Genomic DNA, 23,004 nt, shown 5'->3' on the forward strand with positions numbered 1-23,004 from the left:
ACCGCAGAGAACGCCGACACCGCCCACGGAGGGAGCACCATGTCCGCCCGAACACGACGCGACCGCCCACCGCCCAGGACCGGGCCCGGTGAGAAGGAGGTCCTCACCGGATTCCTCGACTACCTGCGCCAGGGCGCCCTGGCCAAGGTCGAGGGGGCGCCGGAGGAGCACGTACGCACCCCTGGTGTGGCCTCCGGGACCAACCTGCTCGGCCTCATCGTGCACCTGACCCGCGTCGAGCGCCGCGTGTTCCTCGGTGAGGAGACCGCCGACTGGGCGGCGACGTTCCATGCCGGTCCGGACCAGAGCACCGAGGAGGTGCTCCAGGGCTACCGCGACGCCGTCGCCCTAGCGAACAGGGCCATCGCCGCCTGCGAGGACCTCGGCCGACCCGCGCATGACGGCCACCGCGGCGGGCCCGCGCCGTCGATGCGGTGGGCCCTGGCGCACATGATCGAGGAGACCGGCCGTCACGCCGGGCACCTCGACATCCTCCGCGAGTGGATCGACGGCCGGACCGGCCGCTGATCCCCTCCGGAGGGAACGGTCCCCACACCTCCCGGCCGGTGCGCGCTCGCACCGGCCGGGGGCACCGCGAGCGGCTCAGTCGTCGTGGGCCTCGCCCGGGAGGCGGGTCGCCGGGCCGGTGTAACCGGCGAGGACCGTACGCGGGAGGGGACCCTTGATCCTCGCGCCGCTGTTGCTCTCCTCCCAGGCGTGGGCCAGGATCCCGACCGACCGCGAGAGGACGAAGAGCCCGCGGGCCAGTTCGGCGTCGAAGCCGAGGGAGGCGTAGACGGTCGCCGTGGCCCCGTCGATGTTCATCGGAACGGGTCTGCCCCGGCGTCCCTCCAAAGCCTTCTCCAGGGCGAGTGCGGACTCCAGCGGTCCGGCGTCGACGATTCCCGCACCGACCGCCTCGCGGACCATGCCCAGGAGGGGGTCGCGGCGGGGGTCCCTGGGGTGGAAGCGGTGCCCGAACCCGGGGACGTAGCCGCCCCTCTCCCGGTACTCGGCCACGATCGCCTCGGCCACGTCGTCGGCGGCGGTGCCGTCGGAGCGCAGTTCCGCCATCCTGTTCAGGAGGGCGACGCACTGTTGGCCCGCGCCGCCGTGCACGTCTCCCAGGAGGTTCACTCCGCTGGCGACGGCGTTGTTGAGTCCCAGCCCGCAGGTGGCGGCCATCCGGGCGGCCGCGATGGAGGGCGCCTGGGGCCCGTGGTCGACCCCGGCGACCAGCGCGGACTCCAGCATGCGGGCCTGGGCCGGCTCGGGCAGTTCGCCCCTGAGCATGAGCCAGACCACCTCGACGAAACCGTGGCGGCCGATGACGTCCTGCACGGGGTAGCCGCGCAGTTCGATCTCACCCGGGGCGATACGTGTCAGGGAGGTCGACCACCAGTCACCGATCTCCTCGTGGGTCATGGTCGGGGCGTCGGGATCACTCACACCACACCCGCCTCTCTGAGCGCGTTGACCTCGCTCTGCTCGTAACCGGCTTCCTGGAGGATCTGGTCGGTGTGTTCACCCAGGAGGGGTGGCGAACGGTCGGGCCCCAGGGAGGCGCCGTCCACGTGCACGCCGCTGCCCAGGACGCGCAGGTCGCGGTCGTCCCGACCGGGGAACGGCAGTGTGCGGACCAGGCCCCGGTGTTCGATGTGTTCCAGTTCGAGGGCCTCGCGGACACTGAGCACCCGTGCCGCGGGGACCCCCGCCTCGGACAGGACCCTCTCCCAGTCCGCCGCGCTCCGGCTCGCCAGACGCTCCTCGAGTTCGTCGCGCAGGGCGACCCGGTGGGCCTTGCGGTTCTCCCGTGTGGCGAAGCGGGGGTCGGCCACGAGCTCCGAGGCCTGGAGGAGGCGGCAGAGGGTCTCGAACTGCTCCTGCTTGTTGGCCGCGATGTTGAGTGTGCCCTCGGCGGTGGAGAAGGTGCCCGAGGGAGCGGCGGTGGCGTTCTCGTTGCCGATACGGGAGGGCTCCACGCCCGCCGAGAGGTAGTTGGAGACCCCCCACCCCATGGCGGTGATGGCGGTCTCCAGCATCGACACGTCCAGGCGTGTGCCCTCCCCCGTGCGTTCACGCCGCACGAGAGCGCTTCCGACAGCGAACGCGGCGGCCAGCCCGCCCAGGACGTCAGCGATCGGGAAACCGGCACGGAGGGCGCCGGTCTCCTCCGTGCCGGTGGCGTCCATCATCCCGGACAGGCCCTGGATGATCTGGTCGTAGGCGGGCCGGTCGCTCAGCGGCCCGTCGGAGCCGAACCCGGACACGGCGCAGTACACCAGGCCCGGGTTGAGGCCGCGCAGGGTCTCCCAGTCGAAGCCCAGGCGTTCCATGACCCCCGGCCGGAAGTTCTCCAGCAGCACGTCCGCGTCCCTGACCAGCGTTCTCAGGACCCGGCGCCCCTCGGTGGACTTCAGGTTCAGGGTCAGCGACCGCTTGCCCGCGTTCTGGGCGAGGAAGGACGCCCCCACGCGTTGGTCGTTGAGTTCCGAGGAGGCTCCGAGCTGGCGTGCGAGGTCGCCCGCGCCGGGCACCTCCACCTTGACGACGTCCGCGCCCATCAGGGAGAGCTGGTATCCGGCGTAGGGCCCGGCCAGCACGTTGGTCAGGTCCAGGACGCGGACCCCCGCCAGGGGGAGGGGGTCACGCGCGGCTGTCGCGGTGCTCATCTGTTCTCCTTGTCCTCGGTCGCCACGTTCTCCGATCCCGGGTCGAACCCGATCCGGCCGATGCGCTCCGCCGCCTCGCGTACCGCGCCGCTGAAGGCACGGACGGAGGCGTCGGTGAAGCGCGCGGTGGGCCCGCCGACCGCCAGCGCGGCGACGGGTCCGGGACCTCCACCGGAACCGTTCACCGGGGCGGCGACGCCCGAGGCGCCGTGTTCGCGTTCGCCGTGGCTGACCGCGAACCCCTGGGCGCGGGCCTCGGCGATCTCGGTGAGCAGGCGGTCGACGTACTGCGGTCCGTGCGGAGAGGCCGCAGCGACCCTCCGGACCACCGACTCGGGAGCTCCGCCCAGGAGCACCTTGCTGGCAGCACCGCCCCAGAGGGGCATCTCGTCGCCGGTGTTCACGACGTGTCGGAGCCGCTGGGGGCCCTCTTCCTGCGCGACGCAGACCCGAACGGTGTCCGCGCGTACGTAGAGGTTGACGGTCTCGGAGGTCTCGACGGTGAGGTCCCGCATGATCACGCGGATCGACTCGGGCACCTGCCAGACGGCGTGGGCCAGGCGCGCCCAGCGGAGCAGCCCCGGTCCGGCTCCGACGCGGCCGTCCGAACCGGACCAGAGCAGCCCCCGTTGTTCGAGGGTTCCGACCAGGCGGAGGACGGTGGTCTTGGCCAGACCGGTCAGTTCCACCAGCTCGCGTGTGGTGTAGCGCTGGTTCCTCTCGTCGTAGAGGTCCAACAGGTCGAGCGCGCGCACCACGCTGCGCACTCCCCCTTCGGTGTCCCCGGCCATCACCCTCCCATCGTGGTCCACCTGGTGGACTCATTGGTCTACTAGATGGTCATTCTGGGGGTCAGGCTAACCCACCGAAGCTGGAACCGCCAGAGGCCCCCGAGCCGACCCCCTCGGCACGGGGCTTCTGTCCAGGGATGACGCACCCCAGCTGGCGTGACGACTTCGTTAAGGAAAGATTTCCCGGACGCATTGACACACCTCCGAGTGATTTGCATCATTCTCTGAACCAATCAGCGGCCCATTAGGTCCACCTGGTGGACCACTGGGGTCGAGAGGGAGTGAAGATGGACAAGCAGCGCACCCTGCGTGCGGTGGGGGCCGTGTGCGCGACCCTCGTCGTGGGTGCCGCCGCGGTGAACGCCGCGCTCTCACAGACGCACGAAGCCGAGGCCCGCGCCCGGGTGGACATCGTGGTGCCCGCCGACCCGGGCGGTGGCTGGGACCTCGTCGCACGGGAGGCACAGCACGCGATGCGTCTGAACGACGTCGTGGCCAACACCCAGGTCGTGAACCTGCCCGGAGCGGGGGGCACGATCGGTCTCGCGCAGACGGTGCGGCGGGAGGGCGAGGCGACCACCCTGATGACCACCGGGACCGTCATGATCGGCGGCATCATCGTCAACGACTCCGCCCAGACCCTGGAGGACGTCGTCCCCATCGCACGGGTGGCGGACGACTACGAGGTCTTCGTGGTCCGTGACGACTCACCCCTCCAGGACATGAACGACCTGATCGAGGCCTGGGAGGACGACCCGGGCGCGGTGGCCGTGGGCGGCGGTTCGCTCGGAGGCACCGACCACCTGCTGGCCGGGCTCGCCGCCCAGTCACAGGGCCTCGACCCGACCGACGTCAACTACATCCCGTTCGCGGGCGGCGCACAGGCGCTCACCTCCCTGCTCTCGGGCAGCATCGACGTCGGCGTGTCCGGCTACAACGAGTTCAGTGACCAGGTGGAGACGGGGAGCCTCCGGGTCCTCGGCGTCTCCGCACGCGAGCGGGTCACCGGTCTGGAGGACCACCCCACCCTCCCCGAACAGGGCGTGGACGCCGTGCTCCCCAACTGGCGGGGCTTCATGGCGCCGCCCGGGATCACCGAGGAGGAACGCGCGGAGCTGACGGCCATCGTCGAGGAGATGGTCGCCACCCCCGAGTGGCAGGACACCCTCGAACGCAACCGGTGGGACGACACCTTCCAGTCCGGTCCGGAGTTCGAGGCCTTCCTCAAGGAAGAGATCACCCGCATCACCGACGTCACCAAGGACCTGGGGCTGTCATGAACCCACAGAGAGAATCAGCGCCGCCCGCGCCCTCGCGGGCGTCCCACCCGGCCCGGGCCTGGCTCCGGGGACGCAGCGAGGTCTTCGTCGGCCTGCTCGTCATCGGGGTCGGCGCCTTCCTGGCCACGCAGACCATGGCCATGCACGTCCCGGACACCTCCACAGGGCCCGGCCCCCAGCTCTTCCCCGGTCTGGTGTCCGGACTGATGCTGGTGCTCGGGGCGCTGCTGATCGTCCAGGTCGCCCGCGAACCGGCCGTTCCCCCGGCCGACGGCGTCTCGGACACGGACTCCGCCGGGATCGTCGGTGACCTGGTCGAGGGCCAGGAGGCCCGGCGCACCGCCACCCACAGTGACTGGCGCACGGTCGGCCTGGTGCTGGGTTCGGTCATCGTCTTCACCCTGCTGTTGCAACCCCTCGGCTGGCTGCTGTCCGGAGCCCTGTTGTTCTTCGGCGTCAGCACGGCGTTCGGGGGCAGGCGCTCGCTGTTCGAGGCGGCGGTGGCACTGGTCTACTCGGCGGTCGTCCAACTCGCGTTCGTCGCGGGCCTGGGCCTGAACCTCCCCTCGGGGATCCTGGGCGGGGTGCTCTGACATGGACACACTCGTACTCCTCGGCGGCGGTTTCGCCTCCGCCCTCACCCCCGAGAACCTGCTGTGGGCCTTCGTCGGCGTGGTCCTCGGCACCGCGGTCGGGGTCCTGCCGGGCCTGGGTTCGGCCATGGCCGTGGCCCTCCTGCTCCCGGTCACGTTCAAGCTCGACCCCACGGGCGCCTTCATCATGTTCACCGCCGTCTACTACGGCGGGCTGTTCGGTGACTCCACCACGTCCATCCTGATGAACACGCCGGGCAACAGCTCGGCGATCGCCACCGCGATCGAGGGCCACAGGATGGCGCTGCGCGGCAAGGCCTCCCAGGCGCTGGCAACCTCCGCCATCGGGGCCTTCCTCGGTGCGGTGGTCTCCACCGCGGTGGTGGCGTTCTTCTCCGGTGTCATCATCGACATCGCCCTGCGGTTCGGCCCCGCCGAGTACTTCGCCCTGGCGGTCTTCGCCTTCGTGGCGACCTCGGCCGTCGTCGCCCAGTCCATGGTCCGCGGTCTCATCGCCCTCTCCCTGGGCCTCGCGATCGCGATGGTCGGCATCGACGCGCAGAGCGGCGCGGCGCGGTTCACCCTCGGAGTGCCCTCGCTGTTCGAGGGGATCGGCATCGTCACGGTGACCGTCGGCCTGTTGGCCCTGGGCGAGGTGCTCCACGTGGCCTCGCGGATCCACCGGCAGCGGGACGACGCTCAGCCGGTCAGGACCGGTGGCACCCTCTGGCTCAAGCGCGGGGACCTGCGCCGCGCCGTCCCCGCCTGGTTGCGCGGCCTGGGCTTCGGCCTGCCGTTCGGCACCATCCCGGCCGGGGGTTCGGAGATCCCGACCTTCCTGGCCTACGGCACGGAGCGCAAGCTCTCCCAGCTGCGGGCCCGGCGCGGCAAGCGCCCCGACGAGTTCGGCAAGGGCGCCATCGAGGGTGTGGCGGCTCCGGAGGCCGCCGCCAGCGCGACCGCGGGCACCGCCATGGGCGCGCTCCTCGGGCTGGGCCTGCCGACGTCGGCCACGGCCGCCATCATGCTGGCCGCGTTCCAGCAGTACGGCATGCAGCCCGGACCCCTGCTGTTCGAGCGCAACGCGGACCTCGTCTGGGCGCTCCTGGCCAGCCTCTTCGTGGGCAGCGTGATGCTGCTGATCCTCAACCTGCCCTTCGCCCCGCTGTGGGCCAAGCTGCTGCTCATCCCCAAGAGGTACCTGTACGCCGGGATCACCGGCTTCGCGGTGCTCGGCGTCTACGCCTCCTCCTACTCGGTCACCGACCTGTGGCTGCTGATCCTCCTCGGACTGTTGGGGTTCATGATGCGCAGGTACGCGATCCCCGTCGCCCCGGTGCTCATCGCCGTCATCCTCGGTCCCCTCGCGGAGACCGAACTGCGTCGCGGACTGGCGATCGGGCAGGGGGACGTCGGAGTCATGTTCACCGGTCCCATCACCCTGGGCATCTACGCCGTCATCCTGCTGGCCGTCGGCATCGTCGTGGTGGCACGGATGCGCGCCGCCAGGCGCCCGGACGCCCCGTCCGAGCGCGAGACCACCCCGACCGCGTGATCCGAGCCCGGTCCGGCACGGGGGTTCCCGCGTCGGCGGGGATGCTCAGGGACACGTGGCGGGCCGAGCCGCAGATCGACCGGTGCGCGAGGCGGAGCGCTCCTTCACGGAGGAGGGTGTCCGGCTGGGGGCGCCGAAGTCCCTGGTGGGGGAGATCGGGGACCTGCTGTGGGAGGTCGGGCACGGCAGCTACTGAACGGCGGAGCGTCCCATAGCCGGGGTGCTCCATGGAGAAGGGGCTCCGCACCGCGAGTCGCCTCGCGGTGCGGAGCCCCGGTGTCACACGGGCCGACAGGACGGTCCGGCCCGGGCGACTGGTCCGCCCTCGGACCGGTCAGAGCGTGGGCGCGACACCCACGGCGACGGCCAGGTCCTCCCACGACATGCCGGAGCCCTTGAAGACGTTGGGCCGGTCGGTGCGGCGGGTGACCTCACCCCGGACGAGCGGGGCGATGCCGACGAGGTCCGCCTTGGTGAGGGTGCCCTCCTCGATGGCGATGACGACGTCCCCGCACTCGCGCAGGGCGGCGTCGCTCTCCTCGACCACCACGAGGGAACGGCCCATCAGGGCGGCGTCGAGTTCGCGGCGGTCGGCCTCGTGCGATCCGATGGCCACCACGCAGGCGCCGTCACGGACCAGGGAGCCGTCGAACAGCGGGTCCTTGGCGGAGGTGGCGCACACGACGATGTCGGCCTCGGCCACGTCGGCCTCAGTGCCGGTCTCGGCGGTGATTCCGCGCTCAGCGAGCTCCTGGACGGCGGCGTCCACACGGTGCGGGGTACGGCCGACCATCCGGACGCTGGTGAGCTCGCGGATGCCCGCCACCGCGACGACGTGCTCGACCGCCTGGGGGCCGCTGCCGAACACCACGAGGCGGGACGCCTCGGGTGCGGCCAGGCGGTCGGCCGCCACGGCGGAGGTGGCCGGGGTGCGCAGGGAGGTCAGAGTGACACCGTCGACGAACACCCTCGGGGTGAGGGTCCGGGCGTCCATCAGCATGTAGACGGCCTGGATGCGCGGCAGGTCGCGCGCGGGGTTGTCCGGGGACACGGACGCGACCTTCACGCCGACCCAGTCACCCAGGGTCGAGGGCATGAGCAGCAGGTGGCCGTCTCCGGCCCCGGCGTGGGACCGCGCCGGGTCCCGCGAGGGGTCGAAACCGTCGAGCAGGGCGCGCTCGATCAGCTCGAACGCCCGCTTGGGGCCGACCCGCTCGCGCAGTTCCTCCGCGCTGACGAAGGGCAGGCCGGTGTGTGTTTCGGTCATGCGGACACCTTGGAGTTCTCGTTGGCGGCGGTTTCACGGGCCTCGATCAGGGCGCTCTCCTTGCGCACGACCAGGCCGGAGCACGCGACGGCGACGAAGGAGATGACGGCGAGGACGACCAGGTAGGTGGCGATCGGCCACCAGGCACCGTCGAAGCGGGCCAGCAGCCAGGTGGCCAGCAGCGGAGCGGTGCCGCCGGCGAGGGCGGCGCCGATCTGGTAGCCGAGGGTCACGCCGGTGTAGCGCACACGGGTCGTGAAGATCTCGGAGGTGAGGGTGCCGAGGGTGGCGGTGACCGGGGGCCAGGCCACACCGAGGGCGATGACGACGGCCGCGTACACGGCCCAGCTCATCTGGAGGTCGAGCAGCATGAAGAAGGGCGCCGCGAACAGGGCGATGAGCAGGGTGCCCGCGAGGTAGACCTTCGGGCGGCCGACGCGGTCGGAGAGCGCACCCATGAGCAGGATGCCGAGGGTGCTGACCAGCGCACCGGCGCTGACGGCGTTGAGGACCACGGACTGCTGGATGTCGAGCGTTCCGGTGGCGTAGCTGACCACGAAGGTCGCGAAGATGTAGAACGGGGCGGTCTCGACGACCTTGGCGCCGACGGCCACGAGGACGGAGCGCCAGTGGTCGCGCAGCGTGTCCCGGATGGGCAGCTTGGCGACGTTGCCGCTCTCCTTGGCCTCACGGAAGGCGGGGGTCTCGGCCAGCCCCTTGCGGATCCACAGGCCGACGAAGACGAGGACGATGCTGGCGACGAACGGGAGACGCCAGCCCCAGGCCTCGAAGGCACCGTCCGGGAGCAGGCTGACCAGGCCGAAGGCGACGGTCGACATGAGCATGCCGATGGTGATGCCGGTCTGGGGCACCGAGCCGAAGAAGCCGCGGCGGTTCTCCGGGGCGTACTCGTAGGCGAGCAGCAGGGCGCCGCCCCACTCGCCGCCGATCGCGAGGCCCTGGATGATCCGGCACAGGATCAGCAGGACGGGGGCGAGGAGGCCGACCTGGTCGTAGGTGGGCAGCAGGCCGATCGCCACGGTGGCGCCGCCCATGAGCGACAGGGTGATGACGAGGGTCTTCTTGCGCCCGATCCGGTCACCGATGTGGGAGAAGACGATCCCGCCGAACGGCCGGATGAAGAAGGTGAGCGACAGGGTCAGGTACGACAGCATCAACGAGATCACGGGGTCGTCGTTGGGGAAGAACTGCTTGTCGAAGATGAGCGCCGCGGCGGTGGCGTAGAGGAAGAAATCGAACCACTCGATCGCGCTGCCGCTGAGGCTGCCAAAGAGTACACGGCGGTTGGTGGCCGGTTTACCGACCACCGAGTGCTGCGAGGCCACTCACAACTCCTCGGATCAGGGCCCGACGAAGAGGGGCCTCAAGATGGGAACTTGTGCAACGTACAATTGCACCCTCACCGAATCAAGGCCCGTGACCTAATCGACGCAGCTCAGCTATCTGGTTCGTGTTCCGCCCCGCCCTGCGTCAGACCTCCGCGCGGCCCGCCCAGACCCCCCGGACATGGCCGAGGTGGTGGCGCATGAGGGCCTCGGAACCCGCTGTGTCACCGGCTTCGAGGCGATCCAGCAAGGCGTGGTGCTCCTGCGCGGTGTCGACCAGACGACCCTCCTCGTAGAGACCCCGCAGCGCCGACAGCCGCGACATCCCCCGGAGCCTGCGCACCTCGTCCACCAGCTTCTGGTTGCCCGCGATGGACAGCATCTGGAGGTGGAAGGCCATGTCGTTGGCGATGAACTCGCGCAGCTGCCCTGTCTCGGCGGTCTCCGTCAACCGGTCCGCGAGCGGACGCAGCGCGGCGATCTGTTCGGCGGTGGCGATCGCGGCGACCCGGCCGACCGTGGGGACCTCGATGAGCGCGCGGAGTTCGATGAGCTCGTCCAGCGCGACGTCGCCGAACTCCACCACGCGGTACCCCCGGTGCCGGAGGGTCTCCACGAGTCCCTCCTGGGTCAGCTCCATCATGGCCTCGCGTACCGGGGTCGCGGACACACCGAGGCGTTCGGCCAGGACCGGGGCCGAGTAGACGACACCGGGTTCGAGCTCCCCGGCGATCATGGCCTCACGCAGGACGTCGGTCACCCGGGCGCGCAGGCTGGCGTGCTCCGTGAGCGAACCGAGGACCGGCCGCGAGCGGTCCCGCGACGCGTCGATGCTCATGTGTTGTTGTTCCTCCCAGACCGGACTGCGTCGTCCCAGGATGCCACGCGCCCGGGCCCGATCCCCTCGAAAGTCCGCTCCCGGCACGCACGGAAGAAGTGGGAAGTACGACACGGAGGGTCACGGGACGACCGCGCGGCGGCCGCGGTGGCGCCGGGGTGAGGTGGGTCGAGCTGCGGGGAGGACCGAACGAGGGAGCCCGCCGCGCTGACCGGACCGGCACTGCCACCAGCAATGGTGCGACCCTGACTTTCGACAGGGGACACGGCCGCGCCCCGCGGGTTACGTTCCCAATCATGCGCCCTCTCCGTCTCCGTCCCCTCCGCGCGCCCGTGGGTCACCTGGCCCTGACCACCGTGCTCCTTCTGCTGGCCCTGACCCCGAAATGGCCGCTTCTGGTGATGGCCGTACCCGCGCCAGCCCTGCTCACCGGGCGGCTGTCCCGTGACCCACGGGTGGCCGGATGCGCGTTCACCGTGGTGGGCCTGCTCGGGGTGGGGCTACTGGTGTTCGGCGGCCACCCCGTGGGCATGTGGGTGACCGGCGGGGTCCTGGCCGCGTTCGCCGTGGTCCTGCCGTGGCTGCTGGGCCTGTACCTGCGCAGTACCTCCGCCCTGGAAAGGGCGGGTTGGGAACGGGCTCGGACCCTGGACCGGGAATGGCGGCTGATGGCCGAGCGGGCACGGATGCGCGAGCGCTCACGGATCGCCCGCGACCTGCACGACGCCGTCGGGCACCAGCTGAGCCTGCTCACCCTGGGCGCGGGGGCGATGGAGACGGCGCCGGACCTGCCGGAGGAGCGCAGGGTCCAGGCCGGTCAGCTGAGGGAGGCGGCCGGGAGGGCGGCGGAACAACTCATGGTCGCGGTCGGGGTCCTGCGCGCCGACACCGAGTCCGCGCCCCTGGCGCCGTTGGGCGACGGCGTCACCGAACTGGTCGAGCGCTCGCGCGAGGCCGGGCTGCGCGTGACCCTGGAGCGGGAGGGCAGCCGCACCGACCTGTCCGTGATGTCGGACCGGGCGCTGTACCGGGTGGTGCAGGAGGCGCTGACCAACGCCGCCAAGCACGCCCCCGGCACGGACCCACGGGTGGTCCTGCACCACGCACCCGACGGGGGCGGTGTGCGGGTGACGGTGACCAATCCGCTGCCTCGAAGGGACACGACCCCGCGCCGGGCCCCCGGTACCGGCAGTGGCCTGGTGGGACTGCGGGAACGGGTGCGCCTGGCCGGGGGCGAGGTGACGGCCGGCCCCGAGGGCGGCCACTGGGTGGTGTCGGCCCGACTGCCGGTGGAGGAGCCGACCCCGCTCGGCGGCGAGGGCGTCACCGGAGACGGAGCCTTCCCGGGGCGTGAAGTCCACGCGGCGGGCCCGACCGGTGACGGGACGGACGACGCCAGGGACGGGAACAGCGCGGATTCCGGGGGTGGGTTCGTGGATGGCGACGTCCCGTTCCACACGGGAACGGGTCGCTTCGCGGGCCCCGGAGATGTCACCCCCGACACGGGAGAGGCACGCCTGCATCGCCTCATACGTCGCCGCACCCTGTGGGCGATCAGCACGATCGTGATGGTTCCGGTCCTCATGGCGATGGTGGGGTACGGCCTGCTCCTGGCGTTCACCATGCACGAGGCCGCGAGCTCCACCCTCGACCGGAAGGTGTTCGAGCGGTTGCGTCCCGGTCAGGAACGGGCCGCGGTGGAGGCCCTGCTCCCCGAGCGCGAGGTCCACCCGGGAACCCTCACACCCGATACCTGGCCCGAGGAGCCCGAGGGGCAGGAGTGCCGCTACTACCGCTCCAGCTCGGACCTGGTCTCAGGTGATGACGACAGATACCGGCTCTGCTTCGACTCGGAGACACTGGTCTCGGTCGAGTTGCTGCCGTGGTGACGGAGGAGTCCGGGGAGGTCGGAGTGTGATCAGGGTTCTGTTGGTCGACGACGAGGCGATGGTCCGTGCGGGGGTGCGGGCGGTACTCGGCAACGACCCGGAGATCGAGGTGGTGGCCGAGGCCGCCAGTGGCCGCGAGGGGGTGGAGCTGGCCTGGTCCCATCGGCCGGACGTGGCTCTGGTCGACATCCGCATGCCGGGGATGAACGGACTGGAGGTGGCGGAGGAGATCCGCCGAGCCGTGCCAGGGGTCGGCGTGGTCATCCTGACCACCTTCGGCGAGGAGGAGTACATGGTGCGGGCCCTCGACGGCGGGGTGGACGGGTTCCTGCTGAAGACCGGCGACCCCCGGGAGCTGTTGCTGGGGGTGCGTGCGGTGGCGGACGGGGGCGCCTTCCTCTCCCCCAAGGTGGCCCGCCGGGTTCTCGACGGCCTCACCCACGAACGCTCCACGGCCCGGTTGCGCGCCCGCGAACGCCTGGCCGGATTGACCGCTCGGGAGCACGAGGTGCTCGCCCTCCTGACCACGGGACTCTCCAACGGCGACATCGGCAGGCGGCTCTACATGGTGGAGGGGACGGTGAAGGGCCACGTGAGCACCATCCTTCGCCGTCTGGGGGTACGCAACAGGGTGGAGGCCGCGGCGGTCGCGCACGAGGCCGGTCTGAGGGAGCCCGGTCCGGAGGGCTCCGGGTAGTTCCGCTTCTTTTCGGGTCGGTGTGGTCACGGTCCCTCGCCCGCCTTCGGTCGCTGGCTCACTCACGGGTCAGGCCCTCGGCCGGAGCGACACGTGCGGCACGGACAGCGGGGGCCAGGGTCGCGAGCACCCCGATAGCGAGGGCAGCGGCCAGGACCAGCCCCAGTTCGCGCCAGGGAACGGACACCACCAGGGGTGCGGTCCCACCGACGATCGCGTCCACCCCGGCCAACCCGAAGGGCACACCGAGAATCACCCCCAGCGCAGCCCCGAGCTGGCAGATCACCACGGCCTCGACGGCGAGCGTGCCGCACAGCCCGGCCCTGCTCAGCCCCAGGGCTCTCAGCAGGGCCACCTCACGGGTTCTCTCCAGGACCGACAGGCTCAGGGTGTTGGCCACCCCCAGAGCCGAGATCACCACCGTGACCAGCAGCATCACCAAGGCCAGGGCGACCAGGAGATCGAGGACCTCCGTGAGGTCACCGCGCTCACTGAGCGCCCCGCCGAGTGAGACCTCCGGGTCGGCCCCGGCGACCAGGTCCATCTGGTCAGCGAGGTGGTCGCGGTCCGTCCCCGGTGCCGACACACCCCACACCATGCCCCTGGCGGTCCCCCGCGCCATGTCCTCCAGGGCCTCCACCAGCACCACCGGGGCGGCCGCGCCGGAGGCGGTGGCCAGGGCGGACGGGTACACGGTGAAGGTTCGCGCGGCGCCGTCCACTCCGAGTTCGACGCTCTCCCCCGGTGTGGCGTCAAGCGCCTCCAGTTGATCCCCGGAGACCAACATGGCCGGGTGCTGGCCCGGGCCGAACCCGGCGTCGGTGCCCGCGGCGGCATCCAGGAGCGCCTCGGAGCCCGTGGCCTCAGCGAGCCGCGGGGAGACACCGACCACGGTGACCCGGTCCAGGCCCTCGATCTCCAACTGGGCGGTCCGAGGGGACTCCACGTACTCCAGACCCTCGATCTCCCGCACCCGCTCCACGGTGCCCGGGGACACCGACCCTTCGTCGACTCTGGCACTGACGTCCACCGGATAGCGGGAGTCCAGGTCGCCGTCGATGGTGGCCCGGCCCGTGGCCGCGGCCGTGGTGAGCGCGGAGATCAGTCCGAGCCCCAGGACGAGCGCGAGTGTGGCGGTGGCTGCCCGGCCGGTGTCGCGCCGGAGGTTGGCCCCGGCCAGGTCGGCCACGCCGCCCATCCGCCGCAGCGGCCGATGCGCCAGACGGAGCAGTCGGGAGATCGGATAGCGCAGTGCCATGAGGACGCCGACCGCTCCGGCGAAGCCCCCGCCGAGGGCCAGGGGCAGGGACTCCACCCGTGCCCCGGCGACCATGGCCCCCACCCCGAACAGAGCGAGCACGGTTCCCAGTGCGTGTGTCGCACGGAAGCGCACCGCGCCGTCCAGAGGTGCCGACCGCAGGGCCTCGGCCGGGGCGGTGTCGGCGGCCCCCCGTGCCGGGGCCCAGGCCGCGGCCACGGTGGTGCCCACGCCGATGATCACGCAACCGGCCAGAAGGAGCGGGCTGAGGTGCGGACCGTCCCCGGCCAGTCCGGCCAGGGAGGCCCCCGTGTACCCGACCGCGATCCCCGCGCCGAGCCCGATCAGGGAGCCGGCGCATCCGATGATCAGGGCCTCCGCGACGACCAGCGCGCGCACCTGTCCGTGGTCCGCTCCCACCAGGCGCAGCAGGGCGGTGTCACGGCGGCGTTGGGAGAGCAGGATCGTGAAGGTGTTGGCGATGACCATGGCCGCCGCGAGCAGCGCCATGAGCGCGCACGCGAGCAGGATGAGATCGAGCTGCTGGGAACCGCCCGCGAAACGGTCGGCGGCCAGCCGGGCCTGTTCCTCGGCGGTCATCACGTGCAGCTCCGGGGACAGCGCGGCGGTCAGGGAGGTCACCGCCTCCCCCGCGCTGACCCCCTGGGCCACACCGGCCAGCACCGTGAGGGGGCTGTCTCCGGCGAAGTACGCCTCGGGGGCGTAGAACGTGTACCGCACACCGGTCAGCGGCTGGAAGTCCAGGTCGACGCTGCCCGTCACCGTGACCGTGTGCTCACCGGCGGGTCGTTCCCCCTCCTCGCCCTGCGCGTCCCCCTCGGAACCGTTGGTCCGGTTGCCGGAGACCCGTACGGTGTCCCCCACACGGAGTCCGAGCGACTCCAGGGTGTCGGTGTCGGCCACGACCTCGTGCCTGCTGACGGGCCAGTCGCCCTCGGCCAGGTCGAACCAGCGCAGACCCGGATCGTCCGCGAGCCCGTAGACGTTCGCGGTCCCGCGCAGGTCGTCGGTGGCGACCTGCACGGTTCGTGCGTGGACCTCCGTGACGGTCTCGACGTGGGGGTGCTCCGCGACGGCCGAGGCCCAGTCCGGCCCGGGGTCGACCGCCTCCGGGTCCCGGTCCACGACCACGTCCGCGACGGTCAGCGGAGCGGCGGCCACCGCACGCAGTCCGGCCGCCGAGGTCGAGGAGAACACCGCGGTGGCCGCCAGGAACAGGGTGCCGAGCACGACCGCCAGCAGGACGGCGAGGAGTCGGGCGGGATGGGAGCGGATCTGCGCCCAGGCCAGATTCAACACGGGTGCTCCGTTCGGGCCATGGCGGTGAGGACCTCCGGGGTCGTGGGTCGTTCCAGGGTGTCCCGCAGGACACCGTCGGACATCGTCAGGACCCGGTCGGCGTAGGTCGCGGCGATCGGATCGTGGGTGACCATGACGATGGTCCGACCGAGTTCGGTACTGGCGGCGCGGAGGAGTGCGAGCAGTTCCCGTCCGGTGCTGACGTCCAGGGCACCCGTGGGTTCGTCGGCGAAGAGCACCGCGGGCCGGGTGAGCAGGGCGCGAGCGATGGCGACCCGCTGCTGTTGCCCGCCGGAGAGCTCCGCCGGTCTGTGGCGCAGCCGATCGCCGATCCGCAGGGTGCGCACCACTTCGTCCAGGTGGGTGCGGTCCGGTCTCCGCCCGGCGAGTCTGAGCGGCAGCAGGATGTTCTGCTCGGCGGTGAGGGCCGGCAACAGGTTGAAGGACTGGAAGACGAAACCGATCCGTTCGCGCCGTAGCCGGGTCAGCCCCCGGTCGTCGAGTCGGGACAGGTCCCGACCCTCCACCAGCACCCGTCCCGAAGTCGGGCTGTCCAGCCCGGCCAACAGGTTCATGAGCGTGGACTTCCCCGAGCCGGACGGCCCCATGATCGCGGTGAACTGTGAGGCCTCGAAGGTGAGGCTCACCCCCGCCACCGCGGTGACGGCGGCCTCCCCCGCTCCGTACCGCCGTACGAGTTCACTCGCCTGGAGTACCGCGTCGCGCCGTTCGGTCGGCGTGCTGCTCATCCGGTTCCTTCCCCCACGTGTCCAACCATCCGGAATCCACGCTAGGAATCGGCACCCCCGCGCCAACACTGACGACCGACGGGGTGGCCCCCTGACCAACGACAGGGGTGGAAGTCGGGTCGCGCTGCTACGGGAACACCCGCCGACACCAGTCGATCCAGTCGACGAATCATCGGATCGGCACCACCGCGGCCCCCGGAAGCCCGCTGGACGGGCGCGTCGACGCCCGCGAGGTCCCGTGGCCGACACCCGCGGAACGGACTTCGTCCAAAGCATTGACGAAGTGCCGCCGCGCTGGCAATGTACGCGGCATCTGCCAGGGGACGACCGAACGGAGACCCACCGTGCACGACGACCGGCGGCTGACCGAGGCACGACTGGACCGCGTCCTGAGGGAACGCGTCTGGCCCGCGGTGTACACGACGTCGATCCCCCTGGAGGTGGCCCGCTGGGACGCGCCCGGGGAACCGGTCCCCGCCGAGGAGGGCATCGGTGCGCCCCACGAACCCGCGCGGGTGGGCGACGCGTGGGGCCCGGCCTGGGGCACCACCTGGTTCCGGCTGCGCGGTCGGGTCCCCGACGAGTGGGCGGGCAGGACCGTGGAGGCCGTGGTCGACCTCGGCTTCGACGACGCCATGCCCGGTTTCCAGTGCGAGGGGCTGGTCCACCTCGCTGACGGGACCGTGGTCAAGGGCCTCAACCCCCGCAACGCCTGGATTCCGGTCGGCGCCCCCGTGAGCGGCGGCGAGACCGTCGAGTTCCACGTGGAGGCGGCCGCCAACCCGGTCATCCTCGGTGACCCCCCGTTCCAGCGGACCGAACTGGGCTCCGGGTGCGGCCCCGAAGACCGCCCCCTGTACCGGCTGGTCCGCGCCGACGTGGCCGTCTTCGAGCGCCAGGTGTGGGAGCTCGCCCTCGACCTGGAGGTCGCGGGCGGTCTCATGCGTGAACTCGACACCGGTGACCCCCGCCGCTGGGAGCTGCTGCGCACCCTGGGCCGCACCCTCGACGCCCTCGACCTCCAGGACGTCCCCGGCACGGCGGAGCGGGCGCGGGGCGTGCTGGCCCCGGCGCTGCGCTCCCCCGCCTCGGCCAGCGCCCACCGGGTGTCCGCGGTCGGGCACGCGCACATCGACTCCGCCTGGCTCTGGCCGCTGCGCGAGACCGTCCGCAAGGTCGTGCGGACCAGTGCGAACGTGGTGGCTCTGATGGACGACCACCCGGAGTTCGTGTTCGCGATGTCGCAGGCCCAGCAGTGGGCCTGGCTCAAGGAGCACCGCCCGGAGGTGTTCTCAAGGGTGGTGCGGGCCGCCGAGGCCGGACGGTTCGTCCCGGTCGGCGGCATGTGGGTGGAGTCCGACACCAACATGCCCGGGTCGGAGGCGTTGGCACGCCAGTTCGTCTTCGGCAAGCGCTTCTTCCGCGACGAACTGGGCGTGGACACCCAGGAGGTGTGGCTGCCCGACTCCTTCGGCTACTCCGCCGCCCTCCCCCAGCTCGTGCGGCTGTCCGGGTCGCGCTGGTTCCTCACCCAGAAGATCTCCTGGAGCCAGGTCAACCAGTTCCCCCACCACACCTTCTGGTGGGAGGGGCTGGACGGCACCCGCGTGTTCACCCACTTCCCGCCGGTGGACACCTACAACGCCGAGCTCACCGGCGCCGAGCTCGCGCACGCCTCTCGCAACTTCCGGGACAAGGGGGGCGCGTCGCGTTCCCTCGTGCCCTTCGGTCACGGGGACGGGGGTGGCGGCCCCACCCGGGAGATGCTGGCCCGCGCGGCGCGTCTGCGCGACCTGGAGGGCTCGCCCACGGTGGAGATCGAGCACCCGGAGCGGTTCTTCGCCAAGGCACACGAGGAGTACGCGGACGCCCCGGTGTGGTGGGGGGAGCTCTACCTGGAGTTCCACCGGGGCACGTACACCAGCCAGACCGCGACCAAGCAGGGCAACCGGCGTTCGGAGCACCTGCTGCGTGAGGCCGAGCTGTGGGCGGCCACGGCCTCGGTACGGGTGGGTGCCCCCTACCCCCACGAACGGATCGAGGAGGTCTGGCGGACGGTCCTGCTCAACCAGTTCCACGACATCCTGCCCGGCAGCTCCATCGCCTGGGTGCACCGCGAGGCGGCGGAGACGTACGCGCGGGTCGCGGAGGAACTCCGGGAGATCATCGCGGGAGCGCAGGAGGCCCTGGCCGGTGGCGGGACCGGCGGGGGTGGCGTGGTCTTCAACCCCACCCCGCACGAGCGCGACGGTGTTCCGGCCCTGGGCGCCCTCCCCCGGGAGCGGACGGCGGCCCCCGGCCACGCCTCACTCGGCCCGGACCTGGAGGCTCCGGGCGGGTTCGTCCTGGACAACGGGCTGCTGACGGTCCGGGTGGACGAACGGGGTCTGGTCACCTCGGTCCTGGACAGGGTCGGAGAGTCGGAGGGACGGGAGGTGCTCGCCCCGGGCCAGCCGGGCAACCTGCTCCAGGTCCACCAGGACCTGCCCAACCAGTGGGACGCCTGGGACGTGGACGAGTTCTACCGCAACACCACCGAGGACCTCACCCGGGCCGACTCCGTCGAACCCGAACAGCCCGGTTCGGGCGTCGCCGCCCTGCGCGTCACCCGTTCCTTCGGGGACTCCTCGGTGGTCCAGGTGATCTCCCTGGCGCCCGGAGCGAGGCGCCTGGACGTGGAGACGGTCGTGGACTGGCACGAGCGGGAGAAGTTCCTCAAGGCCGCCTTCCCGTTGGACGTGCGCGCGCACGAGTCGTCGTCGGAGATCCAGTTCGGCCACGTCCGGCGTCCCGCGCACACCAACACCTCCTGGGACACGGCCAGGTTCGAGATCTGCGCCCACCGCTGGGTACACGTCGCGGAGCCCGGCTACGGGGTGGCGGTGCTCAACGACTCCACCTACGGGCACGACGTCACCCGGGACGTCCGGAGCGACGGCGGCACCACGACCACGGTCCGGCTGTCGCTGCTGCGCGCGCCGCGCTTCCCCGACCCCGACACCGACCAGGGCGAACACCGGTTCCGGTACGCCCTGGCCCCGGGAGCGGAGATCGAGGACGCGGTGCGTGAGGGCTACCGGATCAACCTGCCGGTCCGGGAGGTGCCCGGAGACGTCGTGGTCGAGCCGTTGGTGGCGGTGGACGACCCCGGTGTGGTGGTGGAGTCGGTCAAGCTCGCCGACGACCGCTCCGGCGACGTGGTGGTGCGCCTGTACGAGGCCCGAGGAGGTCGTGCGCGGGCGGCGGTGAGCACCGGCTTCCCGGCCTCGGGGGTGCGCGCCGTGAACCTGCTGGAGGAGGAGTACGAGGAGGCACCGGAACTGCTCACGACCACCGCCCCGGACGGGCGGGGAACCCTGCGGGTGTCGGCCGCACTGCGGCCCTTCCAGATCCTGACCCTGCGCTTCGAGCGCTGACCCGACCCCGGGGTCCGGGCTCGCCGTCCCGAGTCCGGACCCCGGCCCCCGACGCCGACCCGGCTATCCCTTGACCGCACCGCCCAGGGCGAACCGGCCGCCCAGCGCCCGCGAGACGGCCATGTACAGCACGACGACGGGAACCGTGTAGAGCAGTGAGTACGCGGCGAGCTCGCCGTACCGCACGGATCCGTACTGGCCGAAGAAGGTGAACACGCGGACCGCCGCCGGCATCTTGTCCGGGCTCGTGAGCAGGATGAACGGGACGAAGAAGTTGCCCCAGGTGGTGACGAGCGTGAAGATCGCGACCACCGCCAGCCCCGGGGCCAGCAGCGGGGCCACCAGGTAGCGGATCGACTGCCAGGCCGAGGCCCCGTCCACCCAGGCGGCCTCCTCCAGGGCGAGGGGGATGCCGTCGATGAAGTTCTTGGTCAGCCAGATCCCGAAGGGCAGTGTGCTGGCGGCCAGGAACAGTGTCGTCGCCACCAGCGAGTTCAACAGGTTGGCCTGCACGAACATCCCGTAGACCGGCACCATGATGGCCGTGACGGGCAGTCCGGTGGCGAACAGCACCGTGTACAGGAACGGCTTCCTGAACCGGAGGTTGTACCGGGAGAGCGGGTAGGCGGCCAGCATCGAGCACACGGCGGTGATGAGCGCGGCTCCCCCGCAGGTCAGGATGCTGTTCCAGATCGGCAGGTAGACGACCTCCGGGGTCATGATCGCCGTGAAGTGGTCCAGCGTGAACCCCGAGGGCGGGGTGGCGCGCAGCGAGGGTTCGGGGTCCACCGACGCGAAGACCATCCACAGCATCGGGACCAGGAAGAGCACCGCCAGAACGCCGAGGACGAGGTAGGCGAGGAAGCCGCCCGCGGCCCGGCTCGGGGCACTGACCACGGCGCGCGTCCGCCGACCGGTGTTCCGGCTCCGCTTCGCGGGCCCTCGGCCACGGCTGGGATGGTCACTCACCGGCTCTCCTCCTTCCGGAGCATCCACACGTAGACGATCGAGAACAGTCCGGCGACCACGAGCAGCGCCAACGCGATGGCGGTGCCGTATCCGAGGTCTCCCATGCGCAGTGCCTCCTGGTACATCAGCAGGGGGAGCGTGGTGCTCCGGGAGCCCGGACCGCCGGAGGTCATCACGAAGATCAGGGTGAAGACCTGGACGGTCTGGAGCGTGATGAGCAGCAGGGTGGTGGCCAGGGTCCGGCGCAGGAGCGGGATGACGACGTGCCACAGCACCTGGAAGCCGGAGGCTCCATCCACCCGCGCCGCCTCCTTCAGGTCCTCGGGGACCTCCGACAGCCCCGCCGAGTAGGTCATCATCGAGAAGGCGGTTCCCTTCCAGACGTTGGCCAGCACCACCGCCAGCAGCGGGGCGGCGAACAGCCAGTTCTGGGACCCGGCACCGATCCAGCCCAGGACCGTGTTGAGGGTGCCCTCCCGTTCGAGGAACGCGTACCAGACGAACCCGGCCACGACCTCCGGAACCACCCACGCGCCCACCACGATCGCGCCCACGGTGGCGCGGACCGCCCCGTTGCGGTTCTGGAGCAGCAGGGCCAGGGTGAGGCCCAGCACGGTCTGCCCGAACACGCAGCCCACCAGGAAGACGACGGTGAGGACGGTGGCGGCCCGGAACCGGGGGTCGGACAGCAGCTGGGTGAAGTTGTCGAACCCCACGAACTCGGTCTGCGCGGCCTGGGCCCCGGTCAGGGCCGCGTTGGTGAGGGAGGCCCACACCGTCCACAGGATGGGCCCCGCGAAGAAGGCCAGGAGCAGGAACAGGGCCGGGGCCATCGGAACGGCCCACCGCGCCGCCCGGGCCACGGGTCGGCGGGACCCGATGGTGGCCACCGGTCAGGAACCCGTCGTGACGTTGTCGGGACCGACGATGCCCTCCACCTCTTCGGCGTAGACCGCGGCGGCCTCCTCCGGGGTGGCCTGGTCGAGCATCACGCTCTCCATGGCCTCCTGGACGGCCAGCGAGATCCTCGGATACTCGCTGTAGGCGGGGCGGAAGCCGGTGATGTCGACCAGGGAGGCGAACTCCTCGGCCTTCGAGGACTCCTCCAGGAAGGCCGGGTCCTCCGCGACGTCCGCGCGAACCGGGATCTGACCGCCCTCCACAGCGAACTTGACGCCGTTCTCCTGGTTGAGCGCGTACGTCATCACCTCCCAGGCGAGGTCGGGGTCGGTGGCGTTGGCGCCCATGGAAAGCGCCCAGCCACCGGACATGCTGGTGGCCCCGGCTCCCTGACCGTTCTGGGTGGGCATCGGGGTGAACTCCATGACCTCCTCCCACTCGGGCCAGGGCTGGTTGGCCTCCTCGATCCAGGACTGGGTGGCCCAGGAGCCCTCCAGGCTGATCGCCATCCCTCCGGAAGGGAAGCGCTCCTCGTTGTTGACCGTGCCGACGTTGGCGTCCAGGGCGTCCTGGGGATCGAGGGTGAGGTCCTCCTCGTAGAGGGTCCGGACGAACCCGAGGGAGTCGGTGAACCCGGTGCTGCCGGTGACCCACTGTTCCGACGCGTCGTCGAAGAGGGCGCCCTCGGTGCCGCTGAGCAGCATCTGGAAGCCCTGGAGGGAGGCCATCTCACCGGCGGGGGTACCCGAGTAGACGTTGAGCGGGACCACGTCGTCTCCGAGTTCGGCCCGGACGGTGCGGGCCGTGTCGAGGACGTCGTCCCAGGTGGCCGGTGTCCAGGGGGTGTCGACCCCGGCCTGTTCGAGCAGTTCGGTGTTGTACCAGAGGCCGCGCACGTCGGTGCCGAGCATCACTCCGTAGCGCTGTCCGTCCAGCGAGGTGACCGCCACCGCCTCCTGGTCGCTGTACTGGTCGCGTTCGTCCCAGGCATCGAAGCGGTCGTCGAGTTGCATCAGGTATCCGGCGTCGGCGTCCTGGTTGATGGTGAACGTGTCCTGGTAGATCAGGTCCGGTGCCTCGCTGGGCGAGCCGTTCATGAGGTTGACCTGGGTCTGGTAGTCCTCGGCCTGGGCCTCGATGGCGTTGAGTTCGACGGTGACGCCGGGGTTGGCGTCCTCGAAGTCCTCCTTGACCTGGCGCATCAGCGAGTCCATCGCGATGAAGGTGCCGAACTTCTGGTAGACGACCCGGACCGTGTCCTCGTCCCGGTCGGCGCCGGTCGAGCAGCCCGAGGCGACCAGCGCCAGGAGCGGGACGGCGACCGCCGCACGGATGGTGTTCCGTCGGTTTCTCCTCATCGTGGCCCCTCGCGCAGAAGTGGGGTGCCGGGCACCCGAAGCCCCCGACACGTGACTCACATCACTTGCTTACTAAAAACCTTGGATAAAGACAATGGGTGAAGTG

General features: G+C 71.2%; 18 protein-coding genes. 7 read left to right on the forward strand and 11 right to left on the reverse strand.

Annotated elements, in window-relative coordinates:
- The first annotated feature begins 39 nt into the window (after positions 1 to 39).
- Positions 40 to 528, forward strand: a complete 489-nt coding sequence (locus AC0VYL_RS20400; RefSeq protein WP_475481163.1) for a DinB family protein — start codon at positions 40 to 42, stop codon at positions 526 to 528.
- Positions 529 to 603: 75 nt separating this feature from the next.
- Here the strand turns inward: AC0VYL_RS20400 and AC0VYL_RS20405 are convergent, their stop codons facing one another.
- Genes AC0VYL_RS20405 through AC0VYL_RS20415 form a run of 3 tightly spaced genes read right to left on the reverse strand, consistent with a single transcriptional unit; the run spans position 604 to position 3,484 of the window.
- Positions 604 to 1,449: a citryl-CoA lyase gene (locus AC0VYL_RS20405; protein ID WP_475481164.1), complete on the reverse strand. Its 846-nt coding sequence runs from the start codon at positions 1,447 to 1,449 to the stop codon at positions 604 to 606.
- Complete coding sequence (locus AC0VYL_RS20410) at positions 1,446 to 2,672, reverse strand: CaiB/BaiF CoA transferase family protein (RefSeq protein ID WP_475481165.1); 1,227 nt, start codon at positions 2,670 to 2,672, stop codon at positions 1,446 to 1,448. The genes AC0VYL_RS20405 and AC0VYL_RS20410 overlap by 4 nt, the downstream gene beginning before the upstream one ends.
- Complete coding sequence (locus AC0VYL_RS20415) at positions 2,669 to 3,484, reverse strand: IclR family transcriptional regulator (RefSeq protein WP_475455140.1); 816 nt, start codon at positions 3,482 to 3,484, stop codon at positions 2,669 to 2,671. The genes AC0VYL_RS20410 and AC0VYL_RS20415 overlap by 4 nt, the downstream gene beginning before the upstream one ends.
- 266 nt (positions 3,485 to 3,750) lie before the next feature.
- Between AC0VYL_RS20415 and AC0VYL_RS20420 the strand changes: the two genes are divergently transcribed.
- Genes AC0VYL_RS20420 through AC0VYL_RS20430 form a run of 3 tightly spaced genes read left to right on the forward strand, consistent with a single transcriptional unit; the run spans position 3,751 to position 6,891 of the window.
- Entirely contained in the window at positions 3,751 to 4,743 is a 993-nt protein-coding gene (locus tag AC0VYL_RS20420; protein WP_475481166.1) for a Bug family tripartite tricarboxylate transporter substrate binding protein, read from the forward strand.
- On the forward strand, positions 4,740 to 5,336 hold the full coding sequence (locus AC0VYL_RS20425) for a tripartite tricarboxylate transporter TctB family protein (RefSeq protein WP_475455144.1): 597 nt from the start codon (positions 4,740 to 4,742) through the stop codon (positions 5,334 to 5,336). The genes AC0VYL_RS20420 and AC0VYL_RS20425 overlap by 4 nt, the downstream gene beginning before the upstream one ends.
- 1 nt (position 5,337) lies before the next feature.
- Positions 5,338 to 6,891: a tripartite tricarboxylate transporter permease gene (locus tag AC0VYL_RS20430; RefSeq protein ID WP_475481167.1), complete on the forward strand. Its 1,554-nt coding sequence runs from the start codon at positions 5,338 to 5,340 to the stop codon at positions 6,889 to 6,891.
- A 334-nt stretch (positions 6,892 to 7,225) separates the two neighbouring features.
- On the opposite strand, the gene AC0VYL_RS20435 is transcribed toward AC0VYL_RS20430, so the two are convergent.
- The 3 genes from AC0VYL_RS20435 to AC0VYL_RS20445 all read right to left on the reverse strand — a co-directional run bounded on the left by AC0VYL_RS20435 (position 7,226) and on the right by AC0VYL_RS20445 (position 10,342).
- On the reverse strand, positions 7,226 to 8,158 hold the full coding sequence (locus tag AC0VYL_RS20435) for an ornithine cyclodeaminase family protein (protein ID WP_475481168.1): 933 nt from the start codon (positions 8,156 to 8,158) through the stop codon (positions 7,226 to 7,228).
- Positions 8,155 to 9,504 (reverse strand): MFS transporter, encoded by a 1,350-nt coding sequence (locus AC0VYL_RS20440; protein WP_475455150.1) that lies wholly within the window; start codon positions 9,502 to 9,504, stop codon positions 8,155 to 8,157. Before AC0VYL_RS20440 ends, AC0VYL_RS20435 begins: the two co-directional genes overlap by 4 nt.
- Positions 9,505 to 9,649: 145 nt before the next feature.
- Positions 9,650 to 10,342, reverse strand: coding sequence for a GntR family transcriptional regulator (locus AC0VYL_RS20445; protein WP_475455152.1), 693 nt, complete (start codon positions 10,340 to 10,342; stop codon positions 9,650 to 9,652).
- A 296-nt stretch (positions 10,343 to 10,638) separates the two neighbouring features.
- Here AC0VYL_RS20445 and AC0VYL_RS20450 point away from each other — a divergent pair, with 296 nt between their 5' ends.
- Positions 10,639 to 12,231 carry a sensor histidine kinase gene (locus AC0VYL_RS20450; protein ID WP_475481169.1) on the forward strand — a complete coding sequence of 531 codons (1,593 nt, stop codon included), beginning with the start codon at positions 10,639 to 10,641 and terminating at the stop codon, positions 12,229 to 12,231.
- 25 nt (positions 12,232 to 12,256) lie between these two features.
- Positions 12,257 to 12,928: a response regulator gene (locus tag AC0VYL_RS20455; RefSeq protein ID WP_475455156.1), complete on the forward strand. Its 672-nt coding sequence runs from the start codon at positions 12,257 to 12,259 to the stop codon at positions 12,926 to 12,928.
- A gap of 58 nt (positions 12,929 to 12,986) precedes the next feature.
- Here the strand turns inward: AC0VYL_RS20455 and AC0VYL_RS20460 are convergent, their stop codons facing one another.
- Together AC0VYL_RS20460 and AC0VYL_RS20465 are read right to left on the reverse strand one after the other, a co-directional pair.
- The gene (locus tag AC0VYL_RS20460) at positions 12,987 to 15,506 is read right to left on the reverse strand and encodes an FtsX-like permease family protein (RefSeq protein ID WP_475481170.1); all 2,520 of its coding nucleotides are present in this window, start codon (positions 15,504 to 15,506) and stop codon (positions 12,987 to 12,989) included.
- A complete protein-coding gene (locus AC0VYL_RS20465) occupies positions 15,500 to 16,255 on the reverse strand; it encodes an ABC transporter ATP-binding protein (RefSeq protein ID WP_475481171.1) in 756 nt (251 codons plus the stop codon). The genes AC0VYL_RS20460 and AC0VYL_RS20465 overlap by 7 nt, the downstream gene beginning before the upstream one ends.
- A 344-nt stretch (positions 16,256 to 16,599) precedes the next feature.
- On the opposite strand from AC0VYL_RS20465, the gene AC0VYL_RS20470 reads away from it, so the two are divergent.
- A complete protein-coding gene (locus tag AC0VYL_RS20470) occupies positions 16,600 to 19,671 on the forward strand; it encodes an alpha-mannosidase (protein ID WP_475481172.1) in 3,072 nt (1,023 codons plus the stop codon).
- A gap of 63 nt (positions 19,672 to 19,734) precedes the next feature.
- Here the strand turns inward: AC0VYL_RS20470 and AC0VYL_RS20475 are convergent, their stop codons facing one another.
- The 3 genes from AC0VYL_RS20475 to AC0VYL_RS20485 form a co-directional block, all read right to left on the reverse strand.
- The gene (locus tag AC0VYL_RS20475) at positions 19,735 to 20,568 is read right to left on the reverse strand and encodes a carbohydrate ABC transporter permease (RefSeq protein WP_475483550.1); all 834 of its coding nucleotides are present in this window, start codon (positions 20,566 to 20,568) and stop codon (positions 19,735 to 19,737) included.
- A 68-nt stretch (positions 20,569 to 20,636) separates the two neighbouring features.
- On the reverse strand, positions 20,637 to 21,473 hold the full coding sequence (locus tag AC0VYL_RS20480) for a carbohydrate ABC transporter permease (RefSeq protein WP_475481173.1): 837 nt from the start codon (positions 21,471 to 21,473) through the stop codon (positions 20,637 to 20,639).
- Between the two features lie 60 nt (positions 21,474 to 21,533).
- A complete protein-coding gene (locus AC0VYL_RS20485) occupies positions 21,534 to 22,898 on the reverse strand; it encodes an extracellular solute-binding protein (RefSeq protein WP_475481174.1) in 1,365 nt (454 codons plus the stop codon).
- Positions 22,899 to 23,004 lie beyond the last annotated feature (106 nt).

This window comes from Nocardiopsis sp. iso_238, from assembly GCF_056173325.1.